Raw genomic sequence first — 25,673 nt, forward strand, 5'->3', positions numbered from 1 at the left:
GGTCACGTCAGCAGTCTTTCAAGGGTTCGCAGGTAGATGTCCTTGAGCGGTTCGATGGCGTCCACGGCCACGTGCTCATCGATCTTGTGGATGGTGGCGTTGACGGGGCCAAACTCAACCACCTGCGGGCAGATCTGCGCGATGAATCGGCCATCGGATGTGCCGCCCGTGGTGGACAGCTCGGTGGTGAGGCCCGTGGTCTGCTGAATGGCGCCAGAGAGCGCCTCGATCAGGCTGCCCGGGCGCGTCAGGAAGGGGCGGCCGCCCAACACCCAGTCGATCGTGTACTCAAGTCCGTGGCGGCCGAGCAGTTCGTGCACGCGGGCCTTCAGGGCATCGGGCGTTGATTCAGTCGAGAAGCGGAAATTGAAATCGATGACCAGTTCGCCCGGGATCACGTTGTTGGCGCCGGTGCCCGCGTGGATGTTGGACATCTGCCAGCTGGTGGGCGGGAAGTGGTCGTTGCCCTGGTCCCACTCGATGGTGACCAGCTCGGCCAGCGCGGGCGCGGACTGGTGGATGGGGTTGCGCGCCAGATGCGGGTAGGCGATGTGGCCCTGTACGCCCTGGATGCGCAGCTTGCCAGAGAGCGAGCCGCGGCGGCCATTCTTGATCATGTCGCCCAGGGACTTGACCGAGGTGGGCTCGCCGACGATGCAGCAATCGATGCGCTCGCCCTGCTGTTGCAGCCATTCGCAGACCTTGACGGTGCCATCGACCGAGGGGCCTTCTTCATCGCTGGTGATCAGGAAGGCCACGCTGCCAGCGTGTTTCGGGTGGGCTGCCACGAAGGTTTCGCTGGCCACCACCATGGCCGCCAGCGAGGTCTTCATGTCGGCGGCGCCACGGCCATAGAGCATGCCCTCCCGGTGCGTGGGCACAAAGGGCGGGCTGCTCCATTGTTCCAGCGGGCCGGTGGGCACGACATCGGTGTGGCCGGCAAAGACCAGGGTGGGGCTGCCCGTGGCGTGTCCATGGCCGCGCTTGATGGCCCACAGGTTGGTGACGGGCGCATCGGCCGGCCCGTAGCTGAGGGTGGTGCATTCGAAGCCAGCGGCCTTGAGGCGCTCGGCCATCAGGTCCTGGCAGCCGCCGTCGTGGGGGGTGACGGAATCCCGTGCAATCAGCGCCTCGACGAGGCGCAAGGTATCGGACATGTCAAAAGAAACCGTGGTCGCGGCGCTCGGTGACGAGCGCCGTGTGAAGCATCAGAACAGACCGCCGCCACCAGCACGACGCTCTCGCTCTTCGTGCACGTCCAGCGTGATCTCGGTGAAGGAGGGGCCGTCGTCGGCCTCTTCCTGCTTGGCCACCAGCTTGGACTGGTTGCCCATGTCGTTCTGCAGGCGCCACATCAGGTTGGTGGGCGAATCGGAGTAGGTCATGCCTTCGTCGCGCGTGACCAGGCCTTCATTGATCAGTCGGGCAATGTCCTGCTCGAATGTTTGCGAGCCCGGCGCCATGGATTTTTCCATGGCCTCCTTGATGCCCGTGAAATCACTGCGCTCGATCATCTCGCCGATGTGCTGGGTGTTGAGCAGAACTTCCACGGCTGGCACACGCCCGCCGGAGGTGTTGCGCAGCAGGCGTTGCGAGACGATGGACTTCAGGCCCGAGGCCAGGTCGCTCAACAGGGCGGGGCGTGCCTCTGGGGTGTAGAAGGACAGGATCCGGCCCAGCGCGTGGTAGCTGTTGTTGGCATGCAGGGTGGACAGCACCAGGTGGCCCGACAGGGCGTACGAGATCGCGGCTGTCATGGTCTCGCGGTCGCGGATTTCGCCGATCAGGATGCAATCAGGCGCCTGGCGCAGCGCGTTGCGCAGGCCGATCTGAAGCGACTGGGTGTCGCGGCCGATCTCGCGCTGGTTGACGATGGATTTCTTGTTCGAGAACAAGAACTCCATCGGATCCTCGATGGTGAGGATGTGGCCCGTCATGCGCTGGTTGCGGTGCTCCAGCATGGCGGCCAGCGTGGTGCTCTTGCCGGTGCCGGTGGCGCCGGCCAGGATGATCAGGCCGCGCTTTTCGAGCACCAGTTGCGACAGCACCTCGGGCACGTTCAGCGAATCGAGCGCCGGGATGTCGGACGGGATGTAGCGGAACACCGCGGCCACCGAGCCGCGCTGCTTGAAGGCGCTCAGGCGGAAAATGGCCACGCCTCGCAGCGTGAGGCCCACGTTCAGCTCGCCGGTGTCGTCGAGCTCTTCCATCTGGGCCGGGCTGAGCATCTCGGACAGCAGTTGGCGCGGCTGCGATGGCGTCAGGATCTGGTCCGTCAGCTGCAGGATCTGGCCGTGGATCTTGATGAGGATGGGCGTGTTGGCCGACAGAAAGACGTCGGAGGCCTTCTTCTCGGCCATGATGCGCAACACGCGTTCCAGGTTCCCATCGCTCATCAAGTGCTCCCTTCAGCTGATGTCTATCGGTGGCTCGGACGATGCCTGTGCGCGGATCAGGCGCCGCGCAGCAGGTCGTTGATGCTCGTCTTGGAGCGCGTCTGGGCGTCCACGCGCTTGACGATCACGGCACAGTACAGCGAATACTTGCCATCGGCACTGGGCAGATTCCCGCTTACGACCACCGAACCGGCCGGGATGCGGCCATAAGTCACTTCGCCGGTGGCGCGGTCATAGATCTTGGTGCTCTGGCCGATGTACACGCCCATGGAGATCACCGAGTTCTCTTCGACGATCACGCCTTCGACCACCTCGGAGCGGGCGCCGATGAAGCAGTTGTCTTCGATGATGGTGGGGTTGGCCTGCAGGGGCTCGAGCACGCCGCCGATGCCGACGCCGCCGGACAGGTGCACGTTCTTGCCGATCTGGGCGCAGGAGCCGACGGTGGCCCAGGTGTCGACCATCGTGCCTTCATCGACGTAGGCACCGATGTTCACGTAGGAGGGCATCAGGATCACGTTTTTGGCTTGGTAGCTGCCCTTGCGCGCGACGGCGGGGGGCACCACGCGCACGCCCGTGGCACGGATCTCGGCTTCGGTCATGGTGCCGTACTTGGTGGGCACCTTGTCGAAAAAGCCCAGTTCGCCCGAGCGGATCTCGACGTTGTCGTTCAGGCGGAAGCTCAGCAGCACAGCCTTCTTGATCCATTGGTGGGTGATCCACTGGCCGTCGATCTTCTCGGCCACACGCAGCTTGCCGGTGTCCAGATCGCTGATGATGCAGTTGACGGCATTGCGCACTTCAGTGGGCGCGCTGGTGGGCGACAGCGAGGCGCGCTGTTCCCAGGCGTTGTCGATGATGCTTTGGGCGTTGGCTTGGGTCATGTTCTTGTCGTCCTAAAAGAGGAGCGGGGGTCAGGATGGGAGATCAGGCAGCGGCCTGGATGAAGCTGCGGATGCGCTGGGCGGCCTCGACGCATTCGTCGACGCCCGCCACCAGGGCCATGCGCACGCGGCCGGTGCCCGGGTTGACGCCCTGGGCTTCGCGCGCCAGGTAGCTGCCGGGCAGAACAGCGACATTGTATTGAGCCAGGAGCTCGCAGGTGAACCATTCGTCCAGACTCAGGCCGGCGGCCGCGGCCTGGGGGGCAAATCGTTCAGGAACCGCTGCCCAGAGGTAGAAGCCGGCGTCGGGCAGGGCCACGTCCATCACCTCGGCCAGCAGGGGCGTCACGCGTTCGAACTTTTCGCGGTAGAGGGCGCGGTTGGCCACCACGTGGGCCTCGTCGTTCCAGGCCGCCACGCTGGCACGTTGGATGGCCGGGCCCATGGCGCTGCCGTGGTAAGTGCGGTAGAGCAGGAAAGCCTTGATCAATGCCGCATCGCCCGCCACGAAGCCGGAACGCATGCCCGGCACGTTGGAGCGCTTGGACAGGCTGGTCAGCATGATCAGCTTGCGGAAATCGCTGCGGCCCAGCTGCGCTGCGGCCTGCAGGCCGCCCAGGGGGGCGGCGCCATCGCCTTCGCGGAAGTAGATCTCGGAGTAGCACTCGTCCGAGGCGATCACGAAGCCATGCCGGTCGCTCAGCTCGAACAGCTTGCGCCACTCCTCCAGCGGCATCACGGCGCCGGTGGGGTTGCCCGGCGAGCACACGAACAGCAGTTGCGTGGTGGCCCAGGTGGATTCAGGGATGGCGCCCCAGTCGGCCGCGAAGTTGCGGGCCGGATCGGAGTTGGCGTAGACCACGCGGGCGCCGGACAGCAGCGCCGCGCCTTCGTAGATCTGATAGAACGGATTGGGGCTGACCACCGTGGGCCCGCCGCTTTCGCGGTGCTGGGTGGGGTCAATTACCACCTGCGCCAGGGCGAACAGCGCCTCGCGCGAGCCGTTGACGGGCAGGATCTGCGTGGCCGGGTCCAACGCCAAACCGTAGCGGCGTTGCATCCAGGCGGCGCAGGCCTCGCGCAAGGCGGGCTCGCCAGCGGTGGCGGGATAGCTGGCCAGACCATCCAGCGAATCGGTCAGAGCCTGCTTGATGAAATCGGGCGTGGGGTGCTTGGGTTCGCCAATGCCCAGGCTGATGGCAGGCAGGGCCGGATTGGCTTGGACACCCTTGGTCAGGCCACGCAGGCGCTCGAAGGGGTAGGGCTGGAGGGAGGACAGCAGCGGGTTCATGGGGGCGGATTATCCCAGCCCCGCAGGCTCAGCGCAGCGATGCCTGTGTGACAGCCACGCCACTGGGGCCAGCGGGCCCGCGCGGCATGGCCACCTGGTCCCACAGCGACAGGGCATAGCTCTGCACCGACACGGGCAGGGACGGGAAGGCCGGATCGAGCGTGCGCGAGGCGAAATCGTCGGGCCGCTGGGCCACGGCGCCCCGGATGGCGTACTTGCGGTCCTTGTAGAACACCAGCAGCTTGCCTTCGCTGACGGCGCCATCCCGGCCGGGCAGCGCGTAGGAGATGAAAGCTTCGAGCACGCCGTCGCCGTCGATGTCTCGCACGACCAGGCGCTCGGCCTTGATGGTGCTGCTGGCCGTGGAGGCCCGGCTGTCATCGACGGGGATGAAATCCCGGGCCAGCCAGCGGCGCTGGGGCGTACCGCTGCCCAGGGTGAACTTGTAGAACGACAGCACGAGGGGTTGCGGCTTGCCCCGCACGGCCTCGGGTTGCGCACGGCTTTCGATGAACAGGTGCTCGCCCTCGGCATCCCTGCAGGCCAGCGACTGCGCCACCTGGCCCTCCACCGGCAGCTTGAGCTCCTGTGGCGAGGCAGGCCTGACCTGGCAGGCCTGGGCGTGGGCGCTGGCGGCGCAGGCCACGGCGGCCAGCCATATCAGGGCCGGTGCGGCAAGGCGGTCAGCAAAACGGAGCATGCGGCAGGGCTGTCGATAGGGACGTGGGTATGCTGGCCGGGCGGCACAGCCTTTGACGCATTGTGTGTCGATTTCCAGGCATCTGTAACCGAACGTGACTCGTTCGCTGCATTCCTCCTCCATTTCAGGGACGGGATTTCCCCGGATCGGGGGGCCCTCCCCGGGGGACGACTAAAACAGTGGCAGACAGGTTCGGAAATGAAAAGGCCGCCCGAAGGCGGCCTTGCATCAAGTCAACGCAGGGCGCGTCAGCCCAGCAGACCGGTCTCTGGCGAGTGGGTGGGCAGCTCCACCTTGGGGGCTGGCTTCCAGCCCTTCTTGCGATGCTCGACCACCACATTGGTGTAGATGCCGCCGCGCACGTACCACTTGGCTGTGATGCGCAGGAAACGCGGGTTGATGGCCTTGACCATGTCCGTGAGGATGTCGTTGGTGACCTTCTCGTGGAAGGCGCCTTCATTGCGGTAGCTCCACATGTACATCTTCAAGCTCTTGAGCTCGATGCACTGCTTGTCAGCGATGCAGTCGATCGTGAAGTGTGCGAAGTCAGGCTGGCCGGTGAGCGGGCAAAAGCAGGTGAACTCGGGGATCTGGAACTGGATGACGAAATCACGCTCAGGCGCCGGGTTGGGGAACACGTCCAGGTGCTTGGACGGGACCGACGGCGGGTTGACAGGCTTGGCGCGGCTGCCCACTTCAATGGCCTTGGCAGCCTTGACGGCCTTGGTGGCAGGCTGGGCGGGGACGTTCTTCTTGGGGCTGGCGGCGGCGCCGGCAGGGGCTTTCTTGGCCATGGGTGCGACTTGCGGTTGACAGAGGGAAGGGCAGCAGATGCCCGAAGGCGCGATGCTATCATCCCCGCACCCACCCGCCTGGCATTTTTGCGGGTTTTTTCAATTAAATCAACGACTTAAGGCGGCCCGCCGAGCCCACACCGCATGCGCCTGAATTCGATCAAGCTGTCCGGCTTCAAATCGTTTGCCGAGCCCACGCATTTCCAGCTGCCTGGGCAGCTCGTGGGGGTGGTGGGCCCCAATGGCTGCGGCAAGTCCAACATCATGGACGCGGTGCGCTGGGTGCTGGGCGAATCGAAGGCGTCCGAGCTGCGTGGCGAATCCATGCAGGATGTGATCTTCAACGGCTCGGGCAACCGCAAGCCGGCCAGCCGATCCAGCGTCGAGCTGGTCTTCAGCAACGAAGATGCGCGCGCCGGTGGCCAGTGGAACCAGTTCGCCGAGATCGCCGTCAAGCGCGTGCTCACGCGCGATGGCACCTCCAGCTATTTCATCAACAACCAGCCGGTGCGCCGCCGCGATGTGCAGGATGTGTTCCTGGGCACCGGCTTGGGGCCACGTGCCTACGCCATCATCGGCCAGGGCACGATCAGCCGGATCATTGAATCCAAGCCGGAAGAACTGCGCCTGTTCCTGGAAGAGGCCGCGGGTGTCTCCAAGTACAAAGAGCGTCGCCGCGAGACCGAGAACCGCCTGAAGGACACGCGAGAGAACCTGACCCGCGTGGACGACATCCTGCGCGAGCTGAACAGCAACCTCGAGAAGCTGGAACGCCAGGCCGAGGTGGCCACGCAGTACCGCGGCCTGCAGGAGCAGGGCACGCTCAAGCTGCACCAGCTGTGGTTCCTCAAGCACCGCGATGCGTCCACCGAAGGGGCCCGCGTCAAGCAGGCCTTCCTGGAGGCGACCAACGCGCTGGAGGCCCGCATGGCCGAGCTGCGCCAGGTGGAGGCCGAACTGGAGCACGTGCGCCAGGCCCACTACACCGCCAGTGACGAGTTGCACACTGCGCAGGGCGCCCTGGCCGAAGCCAGCCTGGAAGTGAGCCGCCTGGAGGAACGCATCCGCTACGTGGTCGAAGGCCGCCAGCGGGTTGAGCAGCGCCTGGCCGAACTCAAAGGCCAGAACGACCAGTGGACCGAACGCCGCGAGGCCGCCGAGTCCGAACTGGAAGAACTGGCCGCCAAGATGGCCGCTGCCGAAGAGCAGGCCGAGATCCTGGCCGCCCAGGCGGAAGAGCTGGCCGCCCACGTGCCGGCACTGGAAGACACCGTGCGGGCGGCCGCCCAGCGCGCCAACGAGCAGCGCGGCGTGGCGGGCCAGGTGCAGCAGCAGATCCAGCTGCTGGCCGCTGAATCGCGCAACATCGACGAGCAATCGCGCCAGTTCAACTTGCGCCGTGAGCGCCTGGCCTTGGAAAAGCAGGGCCTGGCGTCGCCGGACGAAGCCCGCCTGGCCGACCTGAAGCAGCAGCTCGCCGTGGGCCAGGAAGAGCAGGCCCTCTTCGAAGCACAACTGGGTGAGCTGAACGAATCCGTGCCGGCCCTGGACGATGCCCGCAAGGCGCGTCAGCAGGAGGCCAACGGGCAATCGGGCCGCCAGTCCGAGCTGGCTGCGCGCCTGGACGCCCTGCGTGCGCTGCAGGAGAAGGTGCAGACCGAAGGCAAGCTCAAGCCCTGGCTGGCCAAGCACGGCCTGGAGGGCCTGCAAGGCCTGTGGAGCCGCGTGCACATCGAGACCGGCTGGGAGAACGCGCTCGAATCGGCCCTGCGTGAACGCCTGTCGGCGCTGGAAGTGGGCCGGGTCGACACCGTGCGCGCCTTCGAGAACGACGCCCCGCCGGCCAAGCTGGCCTTCTACAGCCTGCCGCCAGGCGCCATCCAGAACACGCACCAGACGCTGCCGCGCCTTTCCGAACTGCTGCGCCTGAACGATGCGGGCCTCAAGGCCTTGATGAACGATTGGCTGGAGGGGGTCTACACAGCCGCCAGCCTGGACGAGGCCCTGGCGAGCCGCGGCAAGCTCACGCATGGCGAGGTCATCATGACCCGGGCCGGCCACACGGTCAGTCAGTTCGCCGTGAGCTTCTATGCGCCCGACTCGGAACAGGCCGGCATGCTGGCCCGCGCGCAGGAGATCGAGAACCTGGAAAAGCAGGTGCGTGCACAGGCCCTGATGGCCGACGATTCACGCGCCGCGCTGATCCGTGCCGAAGCGGCCTACACCGACGCATCCCAGCGCCTGGCCGTGCTGCGCCGCGACGCCAGCGAATCCCAGCAGCGCACACACAATTTGCAGGTGGAGGTGCTGCGCCTGAGCCAGCAGGCCGAACAGGCCAACACCCGCCGCGAACAGATCGCCGGCGAGCTGGCCGAGGTCGATGCGCAACTGGACGATCTGCAGGAGCGCCGAGCCACGGGCGAGGCGCGTTTCGAAGAGCTGGACCTGAGCCTGGCCGATGCGCAAGAGAAGCACGCCCAGCTGGAGGAAGCCGTGATCGAGGCCGAACGCAAGCTGGCCCAATCCCGCGAGCAATCACGCACGCTGGAGCGCCAGGCGCAGGAGGCGCAGTTCAGCGCCCGCTCGCTGGCCGCCCGCCGCGGCGAGCTGCAGCGCGGCATCGAAACCGCCCAACAGCAGATTCAGACCAACGAGGCCTCGGCCGTGCAGTTGCACGAAGAGCACGCGCGCCTGAGCGATGCCACCGCGCAGACCGGCCTGGACGACGCGCTGGCCGTGCGCCTTCAGAAGGAAGGTTTGCTCGCCGAGACCCGCAACCGCTACGAGGACCTGTCCGCGCAACTGCGCCGCGCCGACGAGCAGCGCCTGTCCTTCGAGCGCAGCCTGCAGCCCCTGCGTGATCAGATCACCAAGCTGCAGCTTGAAGAGCAGGCCGCCAGCCTGGGGGGCGCGCAGTTCATGGAACAGTTGACGGCAGCCGGTGTCGATCTGGAGTCGCTGGCCGCCCGCATCGAGCAGGACGGCGTCAAGCTTCACGGCCTGCAGACCGAGATCGACCGCATCCAGCGCGACATCAACGCCCTGGGCGCCGTGAACCTGGCCGCGCTCGATGAACTGACCGCCGCGCGCGAGCGCAAGGGCTTCCTCGATTCGCAGACGGCCGATCTGCTGGACGCCATCACCACGCTCGAAGACGCGATCCACAAGATCGACCTGGAAACCCGCGATCTGCTGGGGGCCACCTTCAACACCGTCAACGAGCATTTCGGGCGCATGTTCCCGAGCCTGTTCGGCGGCGGCAGCGCCAAGCTGGTGATGACGGGCGACGAGATCCTGGACGCCGGTGTGCAGGTGATGGCCCACCCGCCGGGCAAGAAGAACAGCACCATCCACCTGCTGTCGGGTGGCGAGAAGGCGCTCACGGCCATTGCGCTGGTGTTCGCCATTTTCCAGCTCAATCCCGCGCCCTTTTGTCTGCTCGACGAGGTCGATGCGCCGCTGGACGACGCCAACACCGAACGCTATGCCCGCCTGGTCAAAACCATGTCGGCCGGCACGCAGTTCCTCTTCATCTCGCACAACAAGATCGCGATGGAGATGGCCGAACAGCTGGTGGGCGTGACCATGCAGGAGCAGGGCGTTTCGCGCATCGTGGCCGTGGACATGGAAGCGGCCATCGGCATGGCGCACGCCGCCTGACGCAAACCCAAAAAGACACCAAGAAGTTTTGGACACCCGACACACATGAGCAATTCACTGACCCTGGGACTGGCGCTGCTCGGCGGCCTCGTGTTGGCCGCCGTGGTCGCCCATGGCGCCTGGACCGCCCGCAAGAGCGCGGCCCGAGCCCCCCGCCGTGCCGAGCCCCACGATCCGTTGTCGACCCTGGCCGACCTGCCCGATGGCAGTGGCATTCCCGGCGCCGACAGCGAGCCGCCAGCCCTGACCAGTGCTGGAGCACAACCTGCATGGCGCAAGGGCCCCACACGCCTGGACGCCCTGATCGACGCCATCGCCGTGGTCAGTGTGGACAACCCGCTCACAGGCGACCAGGTGCTGGCCCACCTGCCGTCCACCCGCCGTGCCGGTAGCAAGCCCTTCATGATCGAAGGCCTGCGCGTGGATTGCGGTGAATGGGAAGCCCCGCAGAGCGGCGTGACCTACAGCGAACTGCAGGCTGGGGTGCTGCTGGCCAATCGCCTGGGCGGCCTCAACGAGATCGAGTACTCCGAGTTCGTGCAGAAGGTGCAGGCCTTCACCGATTCGCTGGGGGCTTCTGTCGAATTTCCCGACATGCTGGACATCGTCGCCCGCGCCAGGGAGCTGGACACCTTCGCCAGCGAGCACGATGCGCAACTGGCCATGCGTCTGCACGCGCGGGGCAGTGCCTGGTCGGTGGGCTACCTGCAGCAGCAGGCCGGCCGACACGGCTTCGTGCCTGGCTCGTTGCCAGGCCGCCTGGTGATGCCTGCCCAGGAAGAGGGTGCCCCGCCCGTGCTGACTCTGCATTTCGATGCCCAGGCCGCTTTCGCCGATGACCCGGACCAGGCCAGCCTGCGCGAGCTGCAACTGGCCTTCGACGTGCCGCAGACCGCCGCCGAGCTGGAGCCCTTCAAGAGCTGGTGCGCTGCCGGTGAAGCCCTGTCGCTGGCACTGGACGCCGTGATGGCCGATGATCAGGGCCATGCTTTCTCGCCGGCCGCGTTCGCCGCCATCGAGGGTGAACTGCAGCGCCTGTACGAAGCCCTGGCCCAGCGTGATCTGGCGGCGGGCTCGCCTGCTGCTCGCCGCCTGTTCAGCTGATCGTTTCGAGACCCCGTTTCCCGTCTGGCGGGCGGCCACCGCGGTCGTTCCCGGGCCACCAGCGCATGCAAGATCCCCTGTTCGGCGCCGAGGCGCCCACCGCCGTCGACGACGCCACGCCCGCGCAGCAAGTTGCCCAGTTGCGCGAGGTGCTGCACCACCATGCGCACCAGTACTACGTGCTGGACGACCCTCAGATCCCCGACGCCGAGTACGACCGCCTGTTCAAGGCCCTGCAGGCCCTGGAAGAGGCGCACCCTGAACTGCGCTCGCCCGATTCCCCCACGCAGCGCGTGCTGGGACAGGTGCTGGAGGGCTTCACGCCCGTGCGGCATGCCGTGCCCATGCTGTCCATCCGCACCGAGACGGACACAGAGGCCACCGGCGCCCGGGCCTTCGATGCCCGGGTGCGCCGTGAGCTGGGCCTGGTGGAACCCGACCCACCGGTGGAATATGGCGCCGAGCTGAAGTTCGACGGCCTGGCCATCAATCTGCGCTATGAGAACGGCGCGCTGGTGCAGGCGGCGACGCGTGGCGATGGTGAAATGGGCGAGGACGTCACGCAGAACATCCGCAACATCCGCCAGATCCCTCTGCGCCTGAAAGGCCTCAAGCCTGCGGTGCTGGAGGTGCGCGGCGAGGTCTACATGCGGCGCGATGATTTCGAAAAGCTCAACGAGCAGCAGCGCGAGCAAGGCGACAAGACCTTCGTGAACCCGCGCAACGCCGCCGCGGGGGCCGTGCGCCAGCTGGACCCGGGCATTTCCGCCAAGCGCCCTCTGAGCTTCTTCGCGTATGGCCTTGGCGATGTGCAGGGCTGGGAGATCCCTCCCACCCACAGCGGCATGCTCGATGCGCTGGCCGCGGCCGGCCTGCCCGTGTCTGACCAGCGCACGGTGGCCCAGGGTGCCGACGGCCTGATCGCCTACCACCAGGCCATCGGTGCACAGCGCGACCAGTTGCCCTTCGACATCGATGGCGTGGTCTACAAGGTGAACGACCGGGCGTTGCAGGCGCGTCTGGGCTTTGTCTCGCGCGAGCCGCGCTGGGCCGTGGCGCACAAGTACCCTGCACAGGAGCAGGCCACGCTGATCGAGGGCATCGACATCCAGGTTGGCCGCACCGGCAAGCTCACGCCCGTGGCGCGGCTCAAGCCCGTGTTCGTGGGGGGCGTCACCGTCACCAACGCCACCTTGCACAACCTGTTCGAGCTGCGTCGCAAGCATGTGCGCGTGGGCGACCAGGTGATCGTGCGCCGGGCTGGAGATGTCATCCCCGAGGTGGTCGGCATCATCGCGGCGGTGCGGGCCCACTATGTGCCCAACTTCCGCATGCCCCTGCAATGCCCGGTGTGTGGCAGCGCTGTGGTGCGTGAACCCGGCGAGATGAACCACCGTTGCTCGGGCGGGCTGTTCTGCGCGGCCCAGCGCAAGCAGGCACTGCTGCACTTCGCGCAGCGCCGCGCACTGGACATCGAAGGCCTGGGTGAGAAACTGGTGGACCAACTGGTGGAGGGCGACATCGTCCGCACCTTGCCAGACCTGTACAAGCTGGGCATCGCCAGGTTGGCCGAGCTTGATCGGATGGCCGACAAGAGCGCCCAGAACATCGTGGCCGCGCTGGACAAGAGCAAGCAGACGACCTTGCCGCGCTTCTTGTTCGGCCTGGGCATCCGCCACGTGGGCGAGGCCACGGCCAAGGACCTGGCGCGCCATTTCGGCATGCTGGACCACCTGATGGACGCCAGCGTGGATCACCTGCTGCGTGTCAACGATGTTGGCCCCATCGTGGCCCAGAGCATCCGCACCTTCTTCGACCAGCCGCACAACCGCGAGGTGGTAGAGCAACTGCGCGCGGCCGGTGTGCACTGGCCCGAGCATGAGCCAGACGAGGCCAACGTGCAGGCCTTGCCGCTGGCGGGTTTGACCCTGGTGCTCACGGGCACCCTGCCCACGCTGGGCCGCGAAGATGCCAAGGCCTTGATCGAGGCCGCAGGCGGCAAGGTGGCAGGCTCCGTGTCCAAGAAGACGCACTACGTGGTGGCAGGTGCCGAGGCTGGAAGCAAGCTGGAGAAGGCGCAGAGCCTTGGTGTGCCGGTGCTGGACGAAGACGGGCTGCAGACCCTGCTGCGTGAAGGGCCGCCGGCCCAGCCCGGTGCGCGGGCGGACAGCGCTACCGCGGCAGGCTGAACATTTCGATCACCGCAAGGAGCTCCCATGGCCGTTCGAGACATCCTGAAAATGGGCGATCCGCGCCTGTTGAAGGTCGCCCAGCAGGTCCAGCAGTTCGGCACGCCCGAACTCGAGGCCCTGATCAAGGACCTGTCCGACACCATGGCGGCAGCCAATGGGGCCGGCCTGGCCGCCCCACAGATTGGCGTGGACCTGGCGGTGGTGATATTCGGTTTCGATCGCAACGAGCGTTACCCCGATGCGCCTGCGGTGCCGCGCACGGTGCTGATCAATCCTGTCATCACACCTTTGTCGGCCGATGAAGAAGAGGGCTGGGAGGGTTGCCTCTCGGTGCCCGGCCTCAGAGGCATGGTGCCGCGGTTTTCACGCATCCGATATACCGGGTTTGACCAGCAGGGCCAGAAAATCGACCGTGAAGCCGAAGGGTTTCATGCCCGGGTGGTGCAGCACGAATGTGATCATTTGTTTGGGAAGCTGTATCCGATGCGGATCCGGAATTTTGAAAAATTTGGTTTCACCTCCGTGCTGTTCCCCGGGCTGGATCCGAAATCCGACGACTGAGCTTTTTTTCGTGACGGCTGTCACGGTGGCGGGGTAAAGCCACATAAAACCCTTGTTTGCCCCGCGATTGTTTTTTGAACAAAAACACTTTGCGGATCACAATCGCCGTGTCGGTATTTCCATTTTTCATTTGATTGAAGGAAACTACCGTACACGCCGCACAGGTCCTGGGGTTTTGAGGATGGCTGGGTGGCCCTCACTCAGAAACCTGTCCGGAGGCCTTGTGAACGGAGAGTTTCAACCGTCGTTGGTTGTCCTGTCCTGGGCAGTGGGAACCCTGGCTGCGGCCGTGTTCCTGCATATCGCACGGGCCATGCCCGATTTCTCGCCCGTTCAGCGGCGCCGTTGGCGTGTCGGTGGCGGCGTGCTCATGGGCATGGGCATCTGGGCGATGCATTTCATCGGCATGCTGGCTTTCCAGTTGCCGGTGGCGATCACCTACCACCTGGGCATCACCCTGGCCTCTATCCTGCCGGCCGTGCTGGCCTCTTTCGGTGTGCTGTGGATGCTGGAGAAGCACCAGACGGGTGGTCCACAGGTCAAAGGCTGGCGGCTGATGGCGGCCGGTGCGATGCAGGCCGGGGGCATTGGCGCCATGCATTTCAGTGGCATGGCCGCCATGCAGGTCCAACCCGGCATCAGCTACCACCTGGGGGCGCTGTCGCTGTCGCTGCTGTGCGCTTTCGCGCTGTCGACGTCCGCCTTGTGGGTGGCCACCCGGCCGACGCGCAGTTCCACGCAGTCCACCTTGGCCACGCTGGCCCTGGGCACGGCGGTGGCCGCGATGCACTACGTGGCCATGGCCGCCGCGCATTTCGCGCCCAACACCGTCTGCATCACCGGTGGCGCCGCCATCAACACCGTGTTGCTGGCCCAGGCCGTCGCGGGGGGCACGCTGTTGCTGCTGATGATGGCTTTCGTGGCCTTCATGTTCGAGCACCGGATGGCGCAGCAGAACATGCTGCGCATCCAGGATCTCGAAAAATCGAACACGGAACTCGAAGGCCGCGCCCGCACCCTGGCGGACACCATGGTTGCCGAGCAGCGCAGGGCCGAGGCCCGCCGCGACGCCATGATGGAAACGGCCGAGGTCAACTTCTTCGAAGTCGATGTGCGCGCGAACACCATCAGCTTCGTCGACAAGTTCCTGTACCTGGGTGGTGGGCGGCGCCTGCCCCTCAGTTCGCAGAGCTTCGACCGGATGGACTGGAAGCGGCACCTGCACCCTGATGATGTGGCCGAAGCCCAGCATGGGATGGACGATTACATCGCCGGCGTGACCAACAGCTACGAGGCGCATTACCGCATCGCCGTCGGTGCGGACGATTGGCGCTGGGTGATGGCCCGCGCCCGCGTGGTGGAGTGGACTTCCAACCGCCGCCCCGTGCGGCTGTATGGCACCCTGATCGATGTGCATCAGAACAAGCTCAACCAGATTGCCCTCGATGAAGAGCGCCAGATGCTGACCACCGGGCCGGTGGTGATGGTGCGCGTCAAGTGGGTGAAGGGCAATTCCCGCTTCGTGTATGTGTCGGCCAATGTGATCAAGCTGTGGGGCTATGACCCGAGCACGCTGATCAACATGCCCTCGTCGATGTCCCTGGTGCACCCGGAAGACGCCGAGCGCATGCGCAACGATTTCATCAAAGCCATGGAAAGCAAGGGCGAAAGCTCGCTGGAGGTCGAGGTGCGCCTGCGCATGGCCGATGGCGCCTACCGCTGGTTCCGCTACAACTCCATGATCGATCGGCAGATGGGTGAGCGCAAGGGCTACTTCATCGACATCGATGCGCGCAAGCAGGCCGAGCTGGAGGCTTCCACGCAGCGCCAGCGCCTGCAGGAAACCGTGCTTCAGCTCGAAGCCGCGCAAGGCGAGGGCGGGGTGCTGCAGGACACGGGCGACATGCTCCACGCCACCGAAGACCTGGCCGAGGCCTTCAACATCATCAAGCTCGCAGCCTTGCGCCTGTTCCCAGGCTGGTCGGGCTGGATCGCGGCGTCCAAGGATGGCAGCAACGACCTGACCGTGGGCGCCGAGTGGGGCACCATCAGCACCTCGATGGAGATGCAGTTCAATGGCCGCGACTGCTGGGGCATGCGCCGCGGCAAACCTCACGCCTTCTTCGATATCCACAGCAGCGTTTGCTGTCCGCACATGCGCAGCGTGCCGGCAGCCGAGCTGCGTCCCTACATCTGCGTTCCCATGGCCGCCCATGGTGAAACGGTCGGGGCGCTGCACTTGTTCTGCGAGGGCTACGTGCCCACGCAGCAGCAGATGATGGATGTGCAGTCACGCGCAAGCCGTTTTGCCGAAACCCTCAAACTGGCCTTGAGCAACCTGAAGCTGCGCACCTCCCTGCAGGACCAGGCCATGAGCGATGGCCTGACTGGCCTGTACAACCGGCGCTACATGGATGAGGCCCTGGCGCATGAACTGCAACGCGCCCGGCGTGACCAGAGGCCCGTGTCGCTGGCCATGATCGATGTGGACCACTTCAAGCGCTTCAATGACCAGTATGGGCACGATGCGGGTGACGCCGTCCTCAAGGCGATCGGCGGCGTGCTGATGGAAAACATCCGGGGCTATGACATCGCGTGCCGCTATGGTGGCGAAGAACTCGCCCTGATCCTGCCGGGTTGCGACGTGACCGATGCCGAGGTGCGTGTGCAGCAGGTGCGGATGGCCGTCGAGCGCATGCGGGTCCAGAATGGCCACGTGGAACTGCCCACGGTCACGATCTCGGTGGGCGTGTCGCACGCCCTGGGCGGCAGCGCCGCCACCTTGATCCGTCGTGCCGACGAGGCGCTTTACGAGGCCAAGCGAGGCGGCCGCAACCGTGTGGTGGTCTCGCAGGCGTCTGCGCTGGCCGCCGTGCAGGAAGGCAGCACCATGGGCGGCGAGCGCGTGCTGTCATGATGTCCTGAAGGGGTGTTTAGGGCCAAGGCCTCAGGCGTTCAGCGCACCTGCCTCGGTGCTTGGCCCCGGCTCAGGCGGGCGGTGCTCCAAGCGGGTGACAATGCGGTTTCGCCCCGTGCGCTTCGCGTGGTACAGGCGTTCATCAGCCGTCTTCAGCAGCGCCTCGGCTTCACCCCCCTGGGTCTCGGCCAGCCCGACGGAAATCGTGACCGGGGGCAGGGGCATGCCATTGAACATCAGCGTCATGGCCGCCACCTCGCTGCGAATCGCCTCCAGCTTGATCTCGGCATGCTCCATGCCGCAGCCGGGCATGATCAGGGCAAGCTCTTCGCCGCCATAACGGCAGGCCAGATCGTAGACCCGCACACGTTGGCGCAGCAACTCACCCAGGGCGCGCAAGACCGCATCGCCCGCGTCGTGACCATGCTGGTCATTGAAATGCTTGAAGTTGTCCACGTCGATCATGGCCAGTGCCAGTTGCTCACCGTCTCGTGCGCACCGCTTGATCTCGACCGGCAGGCGATCGTTCATGAAGCGGCGGTTGTACAGGCCGGTGAGCGCGTCGTGCGTGGCCTGCTCGCGCAAACCCGCCCGCAGGCGCAGGTTCGACAAGGCCAGCTTGAGTGTTTCGCCCAGCCGGTTGGCGCGTTGTGCCAGCGGCAGCATCTGGTCCTTGTTCAGGCTGCGGGAAGCCATCAGATGCAAGGACCCCACGTTTTCACCATTGGCCGACATGGGAATGCACAAGTAGGGGCGCGGCTGTTCGCCGGTGGCGGCGTGCACGTGCCGGCAGCGCAGGCTGATCCGTTCGTCAACGAAATGATGGGCCCGGCCACGCCGCAGGGCCCAGCAGTCACCGGACGAGAACTCGGTGTTGAACTCCTGGGCCTCGCCCCAGCGCCCGACCAGCTTGAGGCGGTCGTTGTCCTGCGAACTCGCCAGCGCGCCGCTCCAGCTCGGAAAAATGGCGTAGGCCGCCCGGCTGATGATGTTGAAGGCTTCGTCCAGCGTCTCTGCTGAATTGAGGAACTCGCTGCTTTCGCGAAGGATGACGGTTTCTTCCTTGGCGCGTTGCAGCTCTTCGATGAGTTCCTCGAGTTGGCGGGCCTGCTCCTGTGAGCGCTGCTCCACCCGTTTGAACGAGTCGATGTCGACGATGAAGCCGCTGATGGCGCCGCCATCGTCATCGGCCTCGATGCGGGCAAACAGGGAATGCCACAGCAGCCGGCCATCCTTGAGGCGCACCCGGAACTCGTGAGAGATCTCCGACAAGCCGCTGCTCAGCGCGTCCTGAACCTTCTTGCCGATGCCCTGCATGTCGCTGGCATCGATGATGTTTTCCCAGTTGCTGAACTGGTGCATCTCGTCCAGGTTGTAGCCCCAGAGCTTTTCGATGTTGGGTGAAATGAAGCCCAGGTCCGTGGCCCTGACCGTCTCGATGTCGAAACGCCAGCGGATCATCACGATCGGCCCATCGGAGAACAGGCGGCTGTCCCGGTCAAGCGCCGCCTGCAGCTCGCCATGCTCAGTGACGTCGATGTGGGTGCCGACCACATAGGTGGGCTGGCCCATCGCGTCGCGGCGGACGACGGTCGCGCGGGCGATCACCCAGCGCCAGACGTCTTCCTGCGCGCGGGCTCGCAGCCGGTGCATGCAGTCAAAGCTGCCTTTGGCGGCCAACTGGGCCAACACCTGCTTCTGCAAAGGCTCGGCCTCTTCCGGGTGCAGATGGGCTTCGAACCACTCTTCGGTGTTGATCACCACGTCCGTGGCCGACAGCGGTTCATTGAGCGACAGGTCGCCGCGGAACTGGAACTGCCGGCCCAGGACGTCGAAGCCCCAGAACCGCACAGCCGAATGGCGGAGGACCCGGTCATAGAGCGCATCGCGGCGTTTTCGGTCTTCGACCATCTCCCGAGCCGTGGCTTCTGCCAGGGCTTCGACCTCGCCTGTATCCGGGGTCACCACGGGCAGGGGGCGCGATGACAGGCGCATCTTGAGTCGTTGCAGCCAGGTTGATCCCAGGAGTGTGCTCATGGAGATCAGGCCTGCCATGGCCAATGGGATGGCCAGCCAACTGATGGTCAGCGCATCGCGGCCACCGATGTAGTAGATCGGCCTGGCCCATGAGGTCAGCTGCAGGCACAGCACCAGCACCAGGCCGTAGAACGCGCCGGAGACAAGGCCGCCGCGCCAACGGTTGCCGATCTGGCGGTAGTTCAAGGCGGATGCCGACAGGCACAGGATGAGCAGGCCGATCCGGCCAGGCCACCCCAGGTGGCCTGGCGGGGCCAGGTGCAGGCTGCCGATCATGTACTGCATGCTGAGGGCCGCACCGATGGTGGAGACCATGGCCAGCAATACCGCGATGGCGGAGCGGCGTTTCGACTCAGGTGGCATGAAGGGCGCTACGCCAAACACCAATGCGTGAAGGCCGGCCACGATCAGCAGGCTCTTGATGAGGCTGCCCGGCGGCAGCACGAGGGGGATGTTGTCCAGCTGGAGGGCGCCCAGACAGGCCAGCATCGCGCTCCACAGCCCGAAACCCAGCACCAGGGCGCACGCCAGCAGCCAGCCCCAGGACACCACCTCCCCACGCTGCAGGCGCTGGTACGTGTGTTGCCAGCAGGCCCGCAGCGTGACCCCCCACAGCAAGGACAGCACACCGGCGGCCAGCAGCAGGCCAACGTCCATGGGGATGAGCCCGCCCATCAGTGCATTTCCTCCACGGGGGGCATGGCGTCATCCTGGACCACCATGCGGTTGCGCCCTTGTCGTTTGGCACGGTAGAGAGCTTCGTCGGCTTGGCGGAGCAGGGCTTCGGCACTGCCGCCGTGGGTTTCGGCCAAGCCGATGGAGATGGTCACCGGAGGCAGCATGAAGCCCTGGTAGCTGATCTGCATGGCGGCCACATCGATGCGTATGGCCTCCAGTTTGACGATGGCGTCCTCCATCTGGCAGCCGGGCATCAGGAGCACCAGCTCTTCGCCACCGTAGCGGCAGGCCAGGTCGTACACACGCACACGGTCCATGAGCAGCTCGCTGATGGACTTGAGCACCAGATCGCCGGCATCGTGGCCGTAGTCGTCGTTGAAGCGCTTGAAGTGATCCACATCCACCATGGCCAGCGACACGGGCAGTCTGTCGCGGTGGCTGCGCTTGATCTCGATGGGCAGGCGCTCATCGAGCAGGCGGCGGTTGTACAGGCCTGTCAGCCCGTCCCGTGTGGCCTGGTCCCGCAGCCATGCCCGCAGGCGCAGGTTCGACATGGCCAGCTTGAGCGTTTCGGCAAACCGTTCTGCCCGCACTTCGATGTCGCTGACCTGCTCGGGCGTGGCCTTGTCATTGGAGAACAGGTGCAGGGCGCCCACGGTCTCGCCGTTGGCCGACATGGGCACGCACACATAGGGCATCAGCAGGCCGTCGGCATCGGGGTGGATGTGGTTGCAGCGCAGCTGGCGGTCTTCGTCGACGTAGCCATGGGGTTTGCCTCGGCGCAGCCCCCAGCAATCCTTGAGCTGAAACTCCGCGTCCTGCCACGGCGGGGCCCCCCATTGCCCGACCAGGCTCAGGCCCCCGTGGGTCATGATGGCCGACAGTGAGCCGCTCCAGCCCGGGAACACGGCATCGGCGGCACGCCGCACGATCTCGAACGCTTCGTCGACGTCCTCGGCCGAATTGAGCAGGTCTGAGGTTTCCTGCAGCACCACGCTGTCCGCCTGGGCCATGTGCAATTGCTGCACCAAGGCTTCCAGGGCCTGGTTGTGCTCGCTGGCGAGTTCTTCCAGCGCCTTGCGCTCTTGCACGTCCATCAGGTAGCCCCGCGCATGGGGCCTGCCGTCTTCCATCTCGAACAGAAGGCGCATGCTGTGCCAGTGGTATGTGCCATCGCCGCGCCGCAGGCGCAATTGCGCATCGACGTTGGGCTTCCCCTCGGAGTAGGCAGCATTGATTGCGCCCCGAACCTGCATGAGGTCGTCCGGGTGGACCAGTTCCGAAGTGGACTTGCCCACGGCGGTCCAGTCCGGATCCGCATAGCGCCACAAGCGGCCGGCATTCTGGCTGATGAAGTCGATGATGCGGTCGCCGCCAAGCCCGAAGCGGAAGATCACGATGGGGCCGGAGTTGAACAGGGCCCGCTCCTGCGCATGAGCGATCTGCGCCAGCTTGCGCTGGTGGATGTCGGTGTGGGTGCCTGCCGCGACGACCGTGTGCCCGTGTTCATCCTGCTGGATGACGAGCCCGCGCGAGAGGATCCATCGCCAGCTGCCACGGTCATCCGGCACGCGGTATTCCATCTCGAACTCTGGGATACGTTGCTTGAGGAACTCCTTGAAGCGGTACTCCACCATCTCGGTTTCCTGCGGATGGAGGCGTTGATACCATTCCCGGCCGTGGTAGATCCGCGTGTCAGGCAGGAAGTCGCGCACACCGTGGTGGATGCCTTCGAAGATGATCTGCTGGCTGGGCACGTCTGCCACCCAGATGCTGATCTGTGTGGCCCGGATGGCGCGGGCGCGGTAATCCAGGCCTTGCCCCTTGCCCTCGATGATCGCCAACGCGCGTTCGTGCGCTTCTTTGGTCAGGGCTTCCTCGCGCTCCTGGCGGCGCTGGCGGAACGTGGTGTTCAGGCCTGCGTGCCAGACCCGAAAAGCGCGCCATTCGTGCCACAGCACGGTGGCCCCGAGTGCCAAGGCCACCGCCGGCAGGGCGTACCACATCAGCTGAAGGTGCTGATCGTGGCTGACGGCCGCGATCACCAGCACCAGGCCGACCATGAACAAGCCGAGGCTGATGGACTGCCGTGTGATGCCTGCGAAGGGGTTGCTGCCTGGGTTCATCGTGTGTTCCGCGTGGAACGATTGTCTATTTATCGGATGCCGGTATGGACAACTTGAGACAAAGGGACAAACGCAGGCGGGGTCTTACCCGTCCGGGGAGGGATCGGGGGCGGGTCTCAGCGCATGTTGCATGAGCAGGTCGAGCGGGATGAGGTCCAGCGCCTGCTCATGCGTGGATTCCAGGACCACAGGCGGCGCGACGCCCGCTTCGCAAGCGTCCAGCCAACGTTGGGCGCACAGGCACCAGCGGTCGCCGGGGACCAGACCGGCAAAACGCCATTCGGGCTGGGGGGTGGCCAGGTCGTTGCCCCGCGCGGCCGAAAAAGCCAGGAAATCGGCTGTCATCCGGGCGCAGATCACATGCAGGCCAGGGTCGTCCTTGCGAGTGCGGCAGCAACCATCGCGGAAGAAGCCCGTCAGTGGCGCGTACGAGCAGGCCCTCAGAGGCCCCCCGAGTACATTGCGTGCGCTGGTCAGCTCGATGGAGGACATGGCCGCGGTGCAGACAGTGACAGGGCCTCAGCCGCCGGGGCGCTGTGGCTGAGCGTTCTTGATCAGGGCCATGGAGGTGGCGATCAGGGAGGACACCTCGCTCATGTTGCTCGGCACAATCATCGTGTTGTTCTTCTGGGCCAACTGCGCGAAGGCATCGACCGCCCGCTCGGCCACCTTCAGGTTGACGGCATCCTGCCCGCCAGGGGACTGGATGGCCTGCGCGATCTTGCGGATGGCATCGGCGGTGGCGTCCGCCACCGAGGTGATCGCGATGGCCTCGCCCTCGGCCTGGTTGATCTGGGCCTGCCGCTCACCCTCCGACTTGGCGATGTAGGCCTCGCGCTCACCGGTGGCCAGGTTGATCTGCTCCTGCTTGCGGCCTTCGGATTCGGCGATGCGCGCGCGCTTGTCACGCTCGGCGGTGATCTGCTGCTGCATGGCGCGCAGGATCTCGGCGGGCGGGGTCAGGTCCTTGATCTCGTAGCGCAGCACCTTGACGCCCCAGTTGGGCGCGGCCTCGTCCAGTGCAGCGACGACAGCGGTGTTGATCATGTCCCGCTCTTCGAAGGTCTTGTCCAGCTCCATCTTGCCGACCACCGAGCGAAGTGTGGTCTGGGCCAGCTGGCTGATGGCCTGGATGTAGTTGGACGTGCCGTAACTGGCGCGCATGGCGTCGGTCACCTGGAAGTACAGGATGCCGTCGACCTGCAACTGGGTGTTGTCCTTGGTGATGCAAACCTGACTGGGCACGTCCAGCGGCACCTCCTTGAGGGAGTGCTTGTAGGCCACCTTGTCGATGAAGGGCAGCACGATGTTCAGGCCGGCCGTCAGGGTACCGTGGTACTTGCCCAGGCGCTCGAGCACCCAGGCACTTTGCTGCGGCACCACCTTGACGGCCTGCACCGTGAACACAATGGCGATGACAAGGATGATCAGCGCGGTTTCGAGCATGCTAGAGCTTCTCCAGGAGCAGTTGGGTGCCTTGCACGCCCGTGATGCGGTGTGTGCCAGGTTGGGGCAGGGGGACGATGGCGTGGGCGGCCAGGCGGGCGCTCCATTGGGCGCCGCGGTAATGCACCTGGGTGGAACCATCGGGTTGCCAGGCCGCGACCTGCACAGTCTGGCCCACATCGAGCAGGGTGTCGGTGCCGGTCGCGTGGCCCTGGCGCTTGCGCCTGAACAGGTGCCACAGCGCAGAAGCGCCGCCACCCACGACACCGGCCAATGCGATCTGCGGCGCCAGCGCCAGGCCCAAGTGGGCCCCCACGGCCCCGGCTGCTGCGCCGAGCGCCAGCATCAGCAGGTAGAAGGTACCGGTGACCAGTTCAGCCGCCACGAGCAGGCCCGCCACCAGCCACCACAGGGTCGAATCTTCCATGGTTTTTTGCGCCCGCCCCGACGGCGGAAGGAGCTTTTCGACATCCTAGTGTACGCACATCGATGCGCGCACGCAGCAGGGGGGCTCAATTTGTGGCTGCGAATGTCATGCAAGAGCCCTACACTTCGCGCTTCGTGTTTTTTTCCGCCTTGCCGCAGGGGGGCCCATGCTGAGATTCCACTTCCCCATCGTCATCATCGACGAGGACTTCCGCTCCGAGAACACCTCGGGCCTGGGCATCCGTGCCCTGGCCGATGCCATCCAGAAAGAGGGCTTCGAGGTGCTGGGCGTGACCAGCTACGGCGATCTGTCGCAGTTCGCCCAGCAGCAAAGCCGCGCCAGCGCCTTCATCCTGTCCATCGACGACGAGGAATTCGGCAGCGGCTCCAAGGCCGAGGTGGATTCGGCGCTCAAGGCACTGCGCGCCTTCGTGGGCGAGATCCGCTTCAAGAACGCCGAGATCCCCATCTACCTGTACGGCGAGACACGCACCTCCGAGCACATCCCGAACGAGATCCTGCGCGAGCTGCACGGTTTCATCCACATGTTCGAGGACACCCCGGAGTTCGTGGCCCGCCACATCATCCGCGAGGCTCGCTCGTACGTGGATTCACTGGCGCCGCCGTTCTTCAAGGCGCTGATGGACTACGCCCAGGATGGCTCCTACTCGTGGCACTGCCCGGGGCACTCCGGCGGCGTGGCCTTCCTGAAGAGCCCGGTCGGCCAGATGTTCCACCAGTTCTTTGGCGAGAACATGCTGCGCGCCGATGTGTGCAACGCGGTGGAAGAGCTGGGCCAACTGCTGGACCACACCGGTCCGGTCTATGAGAGCGAGAAGAACGCCGCGCGCATCTTCAACGCCGACCACTGTTTCTTCGTCACCAACGGCACGTCCACGTCCAACAAGATGGTGTGGCACCACACCGTGGCGCCGGGCGACGTGGTGGTGGTGGACCGCAACTGCCACAAGTCCATCCTGCACTCGATCATCATGACGGGTGCGGTGCCGGTGTTCCTCACGCCCACGCGCAACCACTACGGCATCATCGGCCCGATCCCGCGCAGCGAGTTCGATCCGGCCACCATCCGCAAGAAGATCGCCAAGAACCCGCTGCTCAAGGGTGTGGATCCGAAAAAGGTCAAGCCGCGCATCCTGACCATCACGCAGAGCACCTACGACGGCGTGCTCTACAACACCGAGACCATCAAGGACACGCTGGACGGCTGGATCGACACGCTGCATTTCGACGAAGCCTGGCTGCCGCACGCTGCCTTCCACAAGTTCTATGGCACCTACCATGCCATGGGCAAGGGCCGTGTGCGCCCGAAGGAAGCACTGGTCTACGCCACGCAGTCCACCCACAAGCTGCTGGCCGGCATCAGCCAGGCCTCGCAGGTGCTGGTGCAGGATTCGCAGACGCGCAAGCTGGACCGCAACCTCTTCAACGAGGCCTACCTGATGCACACCTCCACCAGCCCGCAATACGCGATCATCGCGTCGTGCGACGTGGCGGCGGCCATGATGGAGCCCCCCGGGGGCACCGCGCTGGTCGAAGAGAGCATCAAGGAGGCGCTGGACTTCCGCCGTGCCATGCGCAAGGTGACCAAGGAGTACGGCAAGGACTGGTGGTTCAAGGTCTGGGGCCCGGACAAGCTGGCCAACGAGGACATCAAGCCCGAAGACTGGGTGCTCGAAGCCAACGAGAAGTGGCATGGCTTCGGCAACCTGGCCGAAGGCTTCAACATGCTGGACCCGATCAAGTCCACCATCATCAACCCGGGCCTGGACGTGTCCGGCAAGTTCGCCAAGACGGGCATCCCGGCGGCCATCGTCACCAAGTACCTGGCCGAGCACGGCGTGGTGGTCGAGAAGACCGGCCTGTACAGCTTCTTCATCATGTTCACCATCGGCATCACCAAGGGCCGCTGGAACACCATGCTGACCGCGCTGCAGCAGTTCAAGGACGACTACGACAAGAACGCGCCGATGTGGCGCGTGCTGCCCGACTTCTGCAAGAAGCACCCAAAGTACGAGCGCATGGGACTGCGCGACCTGTGCCAGAGCATCCATGAGATGTACGCCAAGGGTGACATCGCGCGGCTGACCACCGAGATGTACCTGTCGGACCTGCACCCGGCGATGACCCCGAGCGACGCCTATGCGCACATCGCTCGGCGCCAGACCGAGCGTGTGAGCATCGACCAGCTCGAAGGCCGCATCACCACGTCGCTGCTGACGCCGTACCCGCCGGGCATCCCGCTGCTGGTGCCGGGCGAGCGCTTCAACAAGAAGATCTGCGACTTCCTGAAGTTCGTGCGCGAGTTCAACGGGGCCTTCCCGGGGTTCGCGACCGACGTCCACGGCCTGGTGGGCGAAGAGCTGCCGGGTGGCGTGACGCGCTACTACGTGGATTGCGTGGCCTAGCCGGCCGAGTGATCCTTCGGGGGCAGTCCGGTGCG

General features: G+C 65.4%; 17 protein-coding genes. 6 read left to right on the top strand and 11 right to left on the bottom strand.

Annotated features, from left to right (window positions below; genetic code table 11):
• Positions 1 to 2: 2 nt before the first annotated feature.
• The 6 genes from dapE to queF all read right to left on the bottom strand — a co-directional run bounded on the left by dapE (position 3) and on the right by queF (position 5,972).
• Positions 3 to 1,157: a succinyl-diaminopimelate desuccinylase gene (gene dapE, locus EIP75_RS04340; protein WP_125242012.1), complete on the bottom strand. Its 1,155-nt coding sequence runs from the start codon at positions 1,155 to 1,157 to the stop codon at positions 3 to 5.
• 51 nt (positions 1,158 to 1,208) lie between these two features.
• Positions 1,209 to 2,396, bottom strand: a complete 1,188-nt coding sequence (locus EIP75_RS04345; protein WP_125242013.1) for a PilT/PilU family type 4a pilus ATPase — start codon at positions 2,394 to 2,396, stop codon at positions 1,209 to 1,211.
• A gap of 56 nt (positions 2,397 to 2,452) precedes the next feature.
• Positions 2,453 to 3,280 carry a 2,3,4,5-tetrahydropyridine-2,6-dicarboxylate N-succinyltransferase gene (gene dapD, locus EIP75_RS04350; RefSeq protein WP_125242014.1) on the bottom strand — a complete coding sequence of 276 codons (828 nt, stop codon included), beginning with the start codon at positions 3,278 to 3,280 and terminating at the stop codon, positions 2,453 to 2,455.
• Between the two features lie 43 nt (positions 3,281 to 3,323).
• The gene (gene dapC, locus EIP75_RS04355) at positions 3,324 to 4,571 is read right to left on the bottom strand and encodes a succinyldiaminopimelate transaminase (protein ID WP_125242015.1); all 1,248 of its coding nucleotides are present in this window, start codon (positions 4,569 to 4,571) and stop codon (positions 3,324 to 3,326) included.
• Positions 4,572 to 4,599: 28 nt separating this feature from the next.
• Complete coding sequence (locus tag EIP75_RS04360; protein ID WP_125242016.1) at positions 4,600 to 5,271, bottom strand: hypothetical protein; 672 nt, start codon at positions 5,269 to 5,271, stop codon at positions 4,600 to 4,602.
• A 248-nt stretch (positions 5,272 to 5,519) separates the two neighbouring features.
• Positions 5,520 to 5,972, bottom strand: a complete 453-nt coding sequence (queF, locus tag EIP75_RS04365; protein ID WP_233584695.1) for a preQ(1) synthase — start codon at positions 5,970 to 5,972, stop codon at positions 5,520 to 5,522.
• A 237-nt stretch (positions 5,973 to 6,209) separates the two neighbouring features.
• On the opposite strand from queF, the gene smc reads away from it, so the two are divergent.
• The 5 genes from smc (at position 6,210) to EIP75_RS04390 (ending at position 16,499) form a co-directional block, all read left to right on the top strand.
• The gene (gene smc / locus EIP75_RS04370) at positions 6,210 to 9,725 is read left to right on the top strand and encodes a chromosome segregation protein SMC (RefSeq protein WP_125242018.1); all 3,516 of its coding nucleotides are present in this window, start codon (positions 6,210 to 6,212) and stop codon (positions 9,723 to 9,725) included.
• A 45-nt stretch (positions 9,726 to 9,770) separates the two neighbouring features.
• Positions 9,771 to 10,829 (top strand): cell division protein FtsZ, encoded by a 1,059-nt coding sequence (locus EIP75_RS04375; protein ID WP_125242019.1) that lies wholly within the window; start codon positions 9,771 to 9,773, stop codon positions 10,827 to 10,829.
• 65 nt (positions 10,830 to 10,894) lie between these two features.
• Positions 10,895 to 13,018, top strand: a complete 2,124-nt coding sequence (gene ligA / locus EIP75_RS04380; protein ID WP_125242020.1) for an NAD-dependent DNA ligase LigA — start codon at positions 10,895 to 10,897, stop codon at positions 13,016 to 13,018.
• A gap of 27 nt (positions 13,019 to 13,045) precedes the next feature.
• On the top strand, positions 13,046 to 13,582 hold the full coding sequence (def, locus tag EIP75_RS04385; RefSeq protein ID WP_125242021.1) for a peptide deformylase: 537 nt from the start codon (positions 13,046 to 13,048) through the stop codon (positions 13,580 to 13,582).
• A gap of 289 nt (positions 13,583 to 13,871) precedes the next feature.
• Positions 13,872 to 16,499, top strand: a complete 2,628-nt coding sequence (locus EIP75_RS04390; RefSeq protein WP_158622738.1) for a diguanylate cyclase — start codon at positions 13,872 to 13,874, stop codon at positions 16,497 to 16,499.
• A gap of 30 nt (positions 16,500 to 16,529) precedes the next feature.
• On the opposite strand, the gene EIP75_RS04395 is transcribed toward EIP75_RS04390, so the two are convergent.
• The 5 genes from EIP75_RS04395 to EIP75_RS04415 form a co-directional block, all read right to left on the bottom strand.
• Positions 16,530 to 19,211, bottom strand: a complete 2,682-nt coding sequence (locus EIP75_RS04395) for a GGDEF domain-containing protein (RefSeq protein WP_125242023.1) — start codon at positions 19,209 to 19,211, stop codon at positions 16,530 to 16,532.
• Complete coding sequence (locus EIP75_RS04400) at positions 19,211 to 21,340, bottom strand: sensor domain-containing diguanylate cyclase (RefSeq protein WP_125242024.1); 2,130 nt, start codon at positions 21,338 to 21,340, stop codon at positions 19,211 to 19,213. Before EIP75_RS04400 ends, EIP75_RS04395 begins: the two co-directional genes overlap by 1 nt.
• Positions 21,341 to 21,424: 84 nt before the next feature.
• On the bottom strand, positions 21,425 to 21,832 hold the full coding sequence (locus EIP75_RS04405; protein ID WP_125242025.1) for a DUF2237 family protein: 408 nt from the start codon (positions 21,830 to 21,832) through the stop codon (positions 21,425 to 21,427).
• Between the two features lie 27 nt (positions 21,833 to 21,859).
• Positions 21,860 to 22,786 carry an SPFH domain-containing protein gene (locus EIP75_RS04410; protein WP_125242026.1) on the bottom strand — a complete coding sequence of 309 codons (927 nt, stop codon included), beginning with the start codon at positions 22,784 to 22,786 and terminating at the stop codon, positions 21,860 to 21,862.
• Position 22,787: 1 nt separating this feature from the next.
• Positions 22,788 to 23,213, bottom strand: coding sequence for an NfeD family protein (locus tag EIP75_RS04415; protein ID WP_125242027.1), 426 nt, complete (start codon positions 23,211 to 23,213; stop codon positions 22,788 to 22,790).
• A 166-nt stretch (positions 23,214 to 23,379) separates the two neighbouring features.
• Between EIP75_RS04415 and EIP75_RS04420 the strand changes: the two genes are divergently transcribed.
• The gene (locus EIP75_RS04420; protein ID WP_125242028.1) at positions 23,380 to 25,638 is read left to right on the top strand and encodes an arginine/lysine/ornithine decarboxylase; all 2,259 of its coding nucleotides are present in this window, start codon (positions 23,380 to 23,382) and stop codon (positions 25,636 to 25,638) included.
• Positions 25,639 to 25,673 lie beyond the last annotated feature (35 nt).

The organism is Aquabacterium soli (assembly GCF_003933735.1).
Taxonomy (GTDB): domain Bacteria; phylum Pseudomonadota; class Gammaproteobacteria; order Burkholderiales; family Burkholderiaceae_C; genus Aquabacterium; species Aquabacterium soli.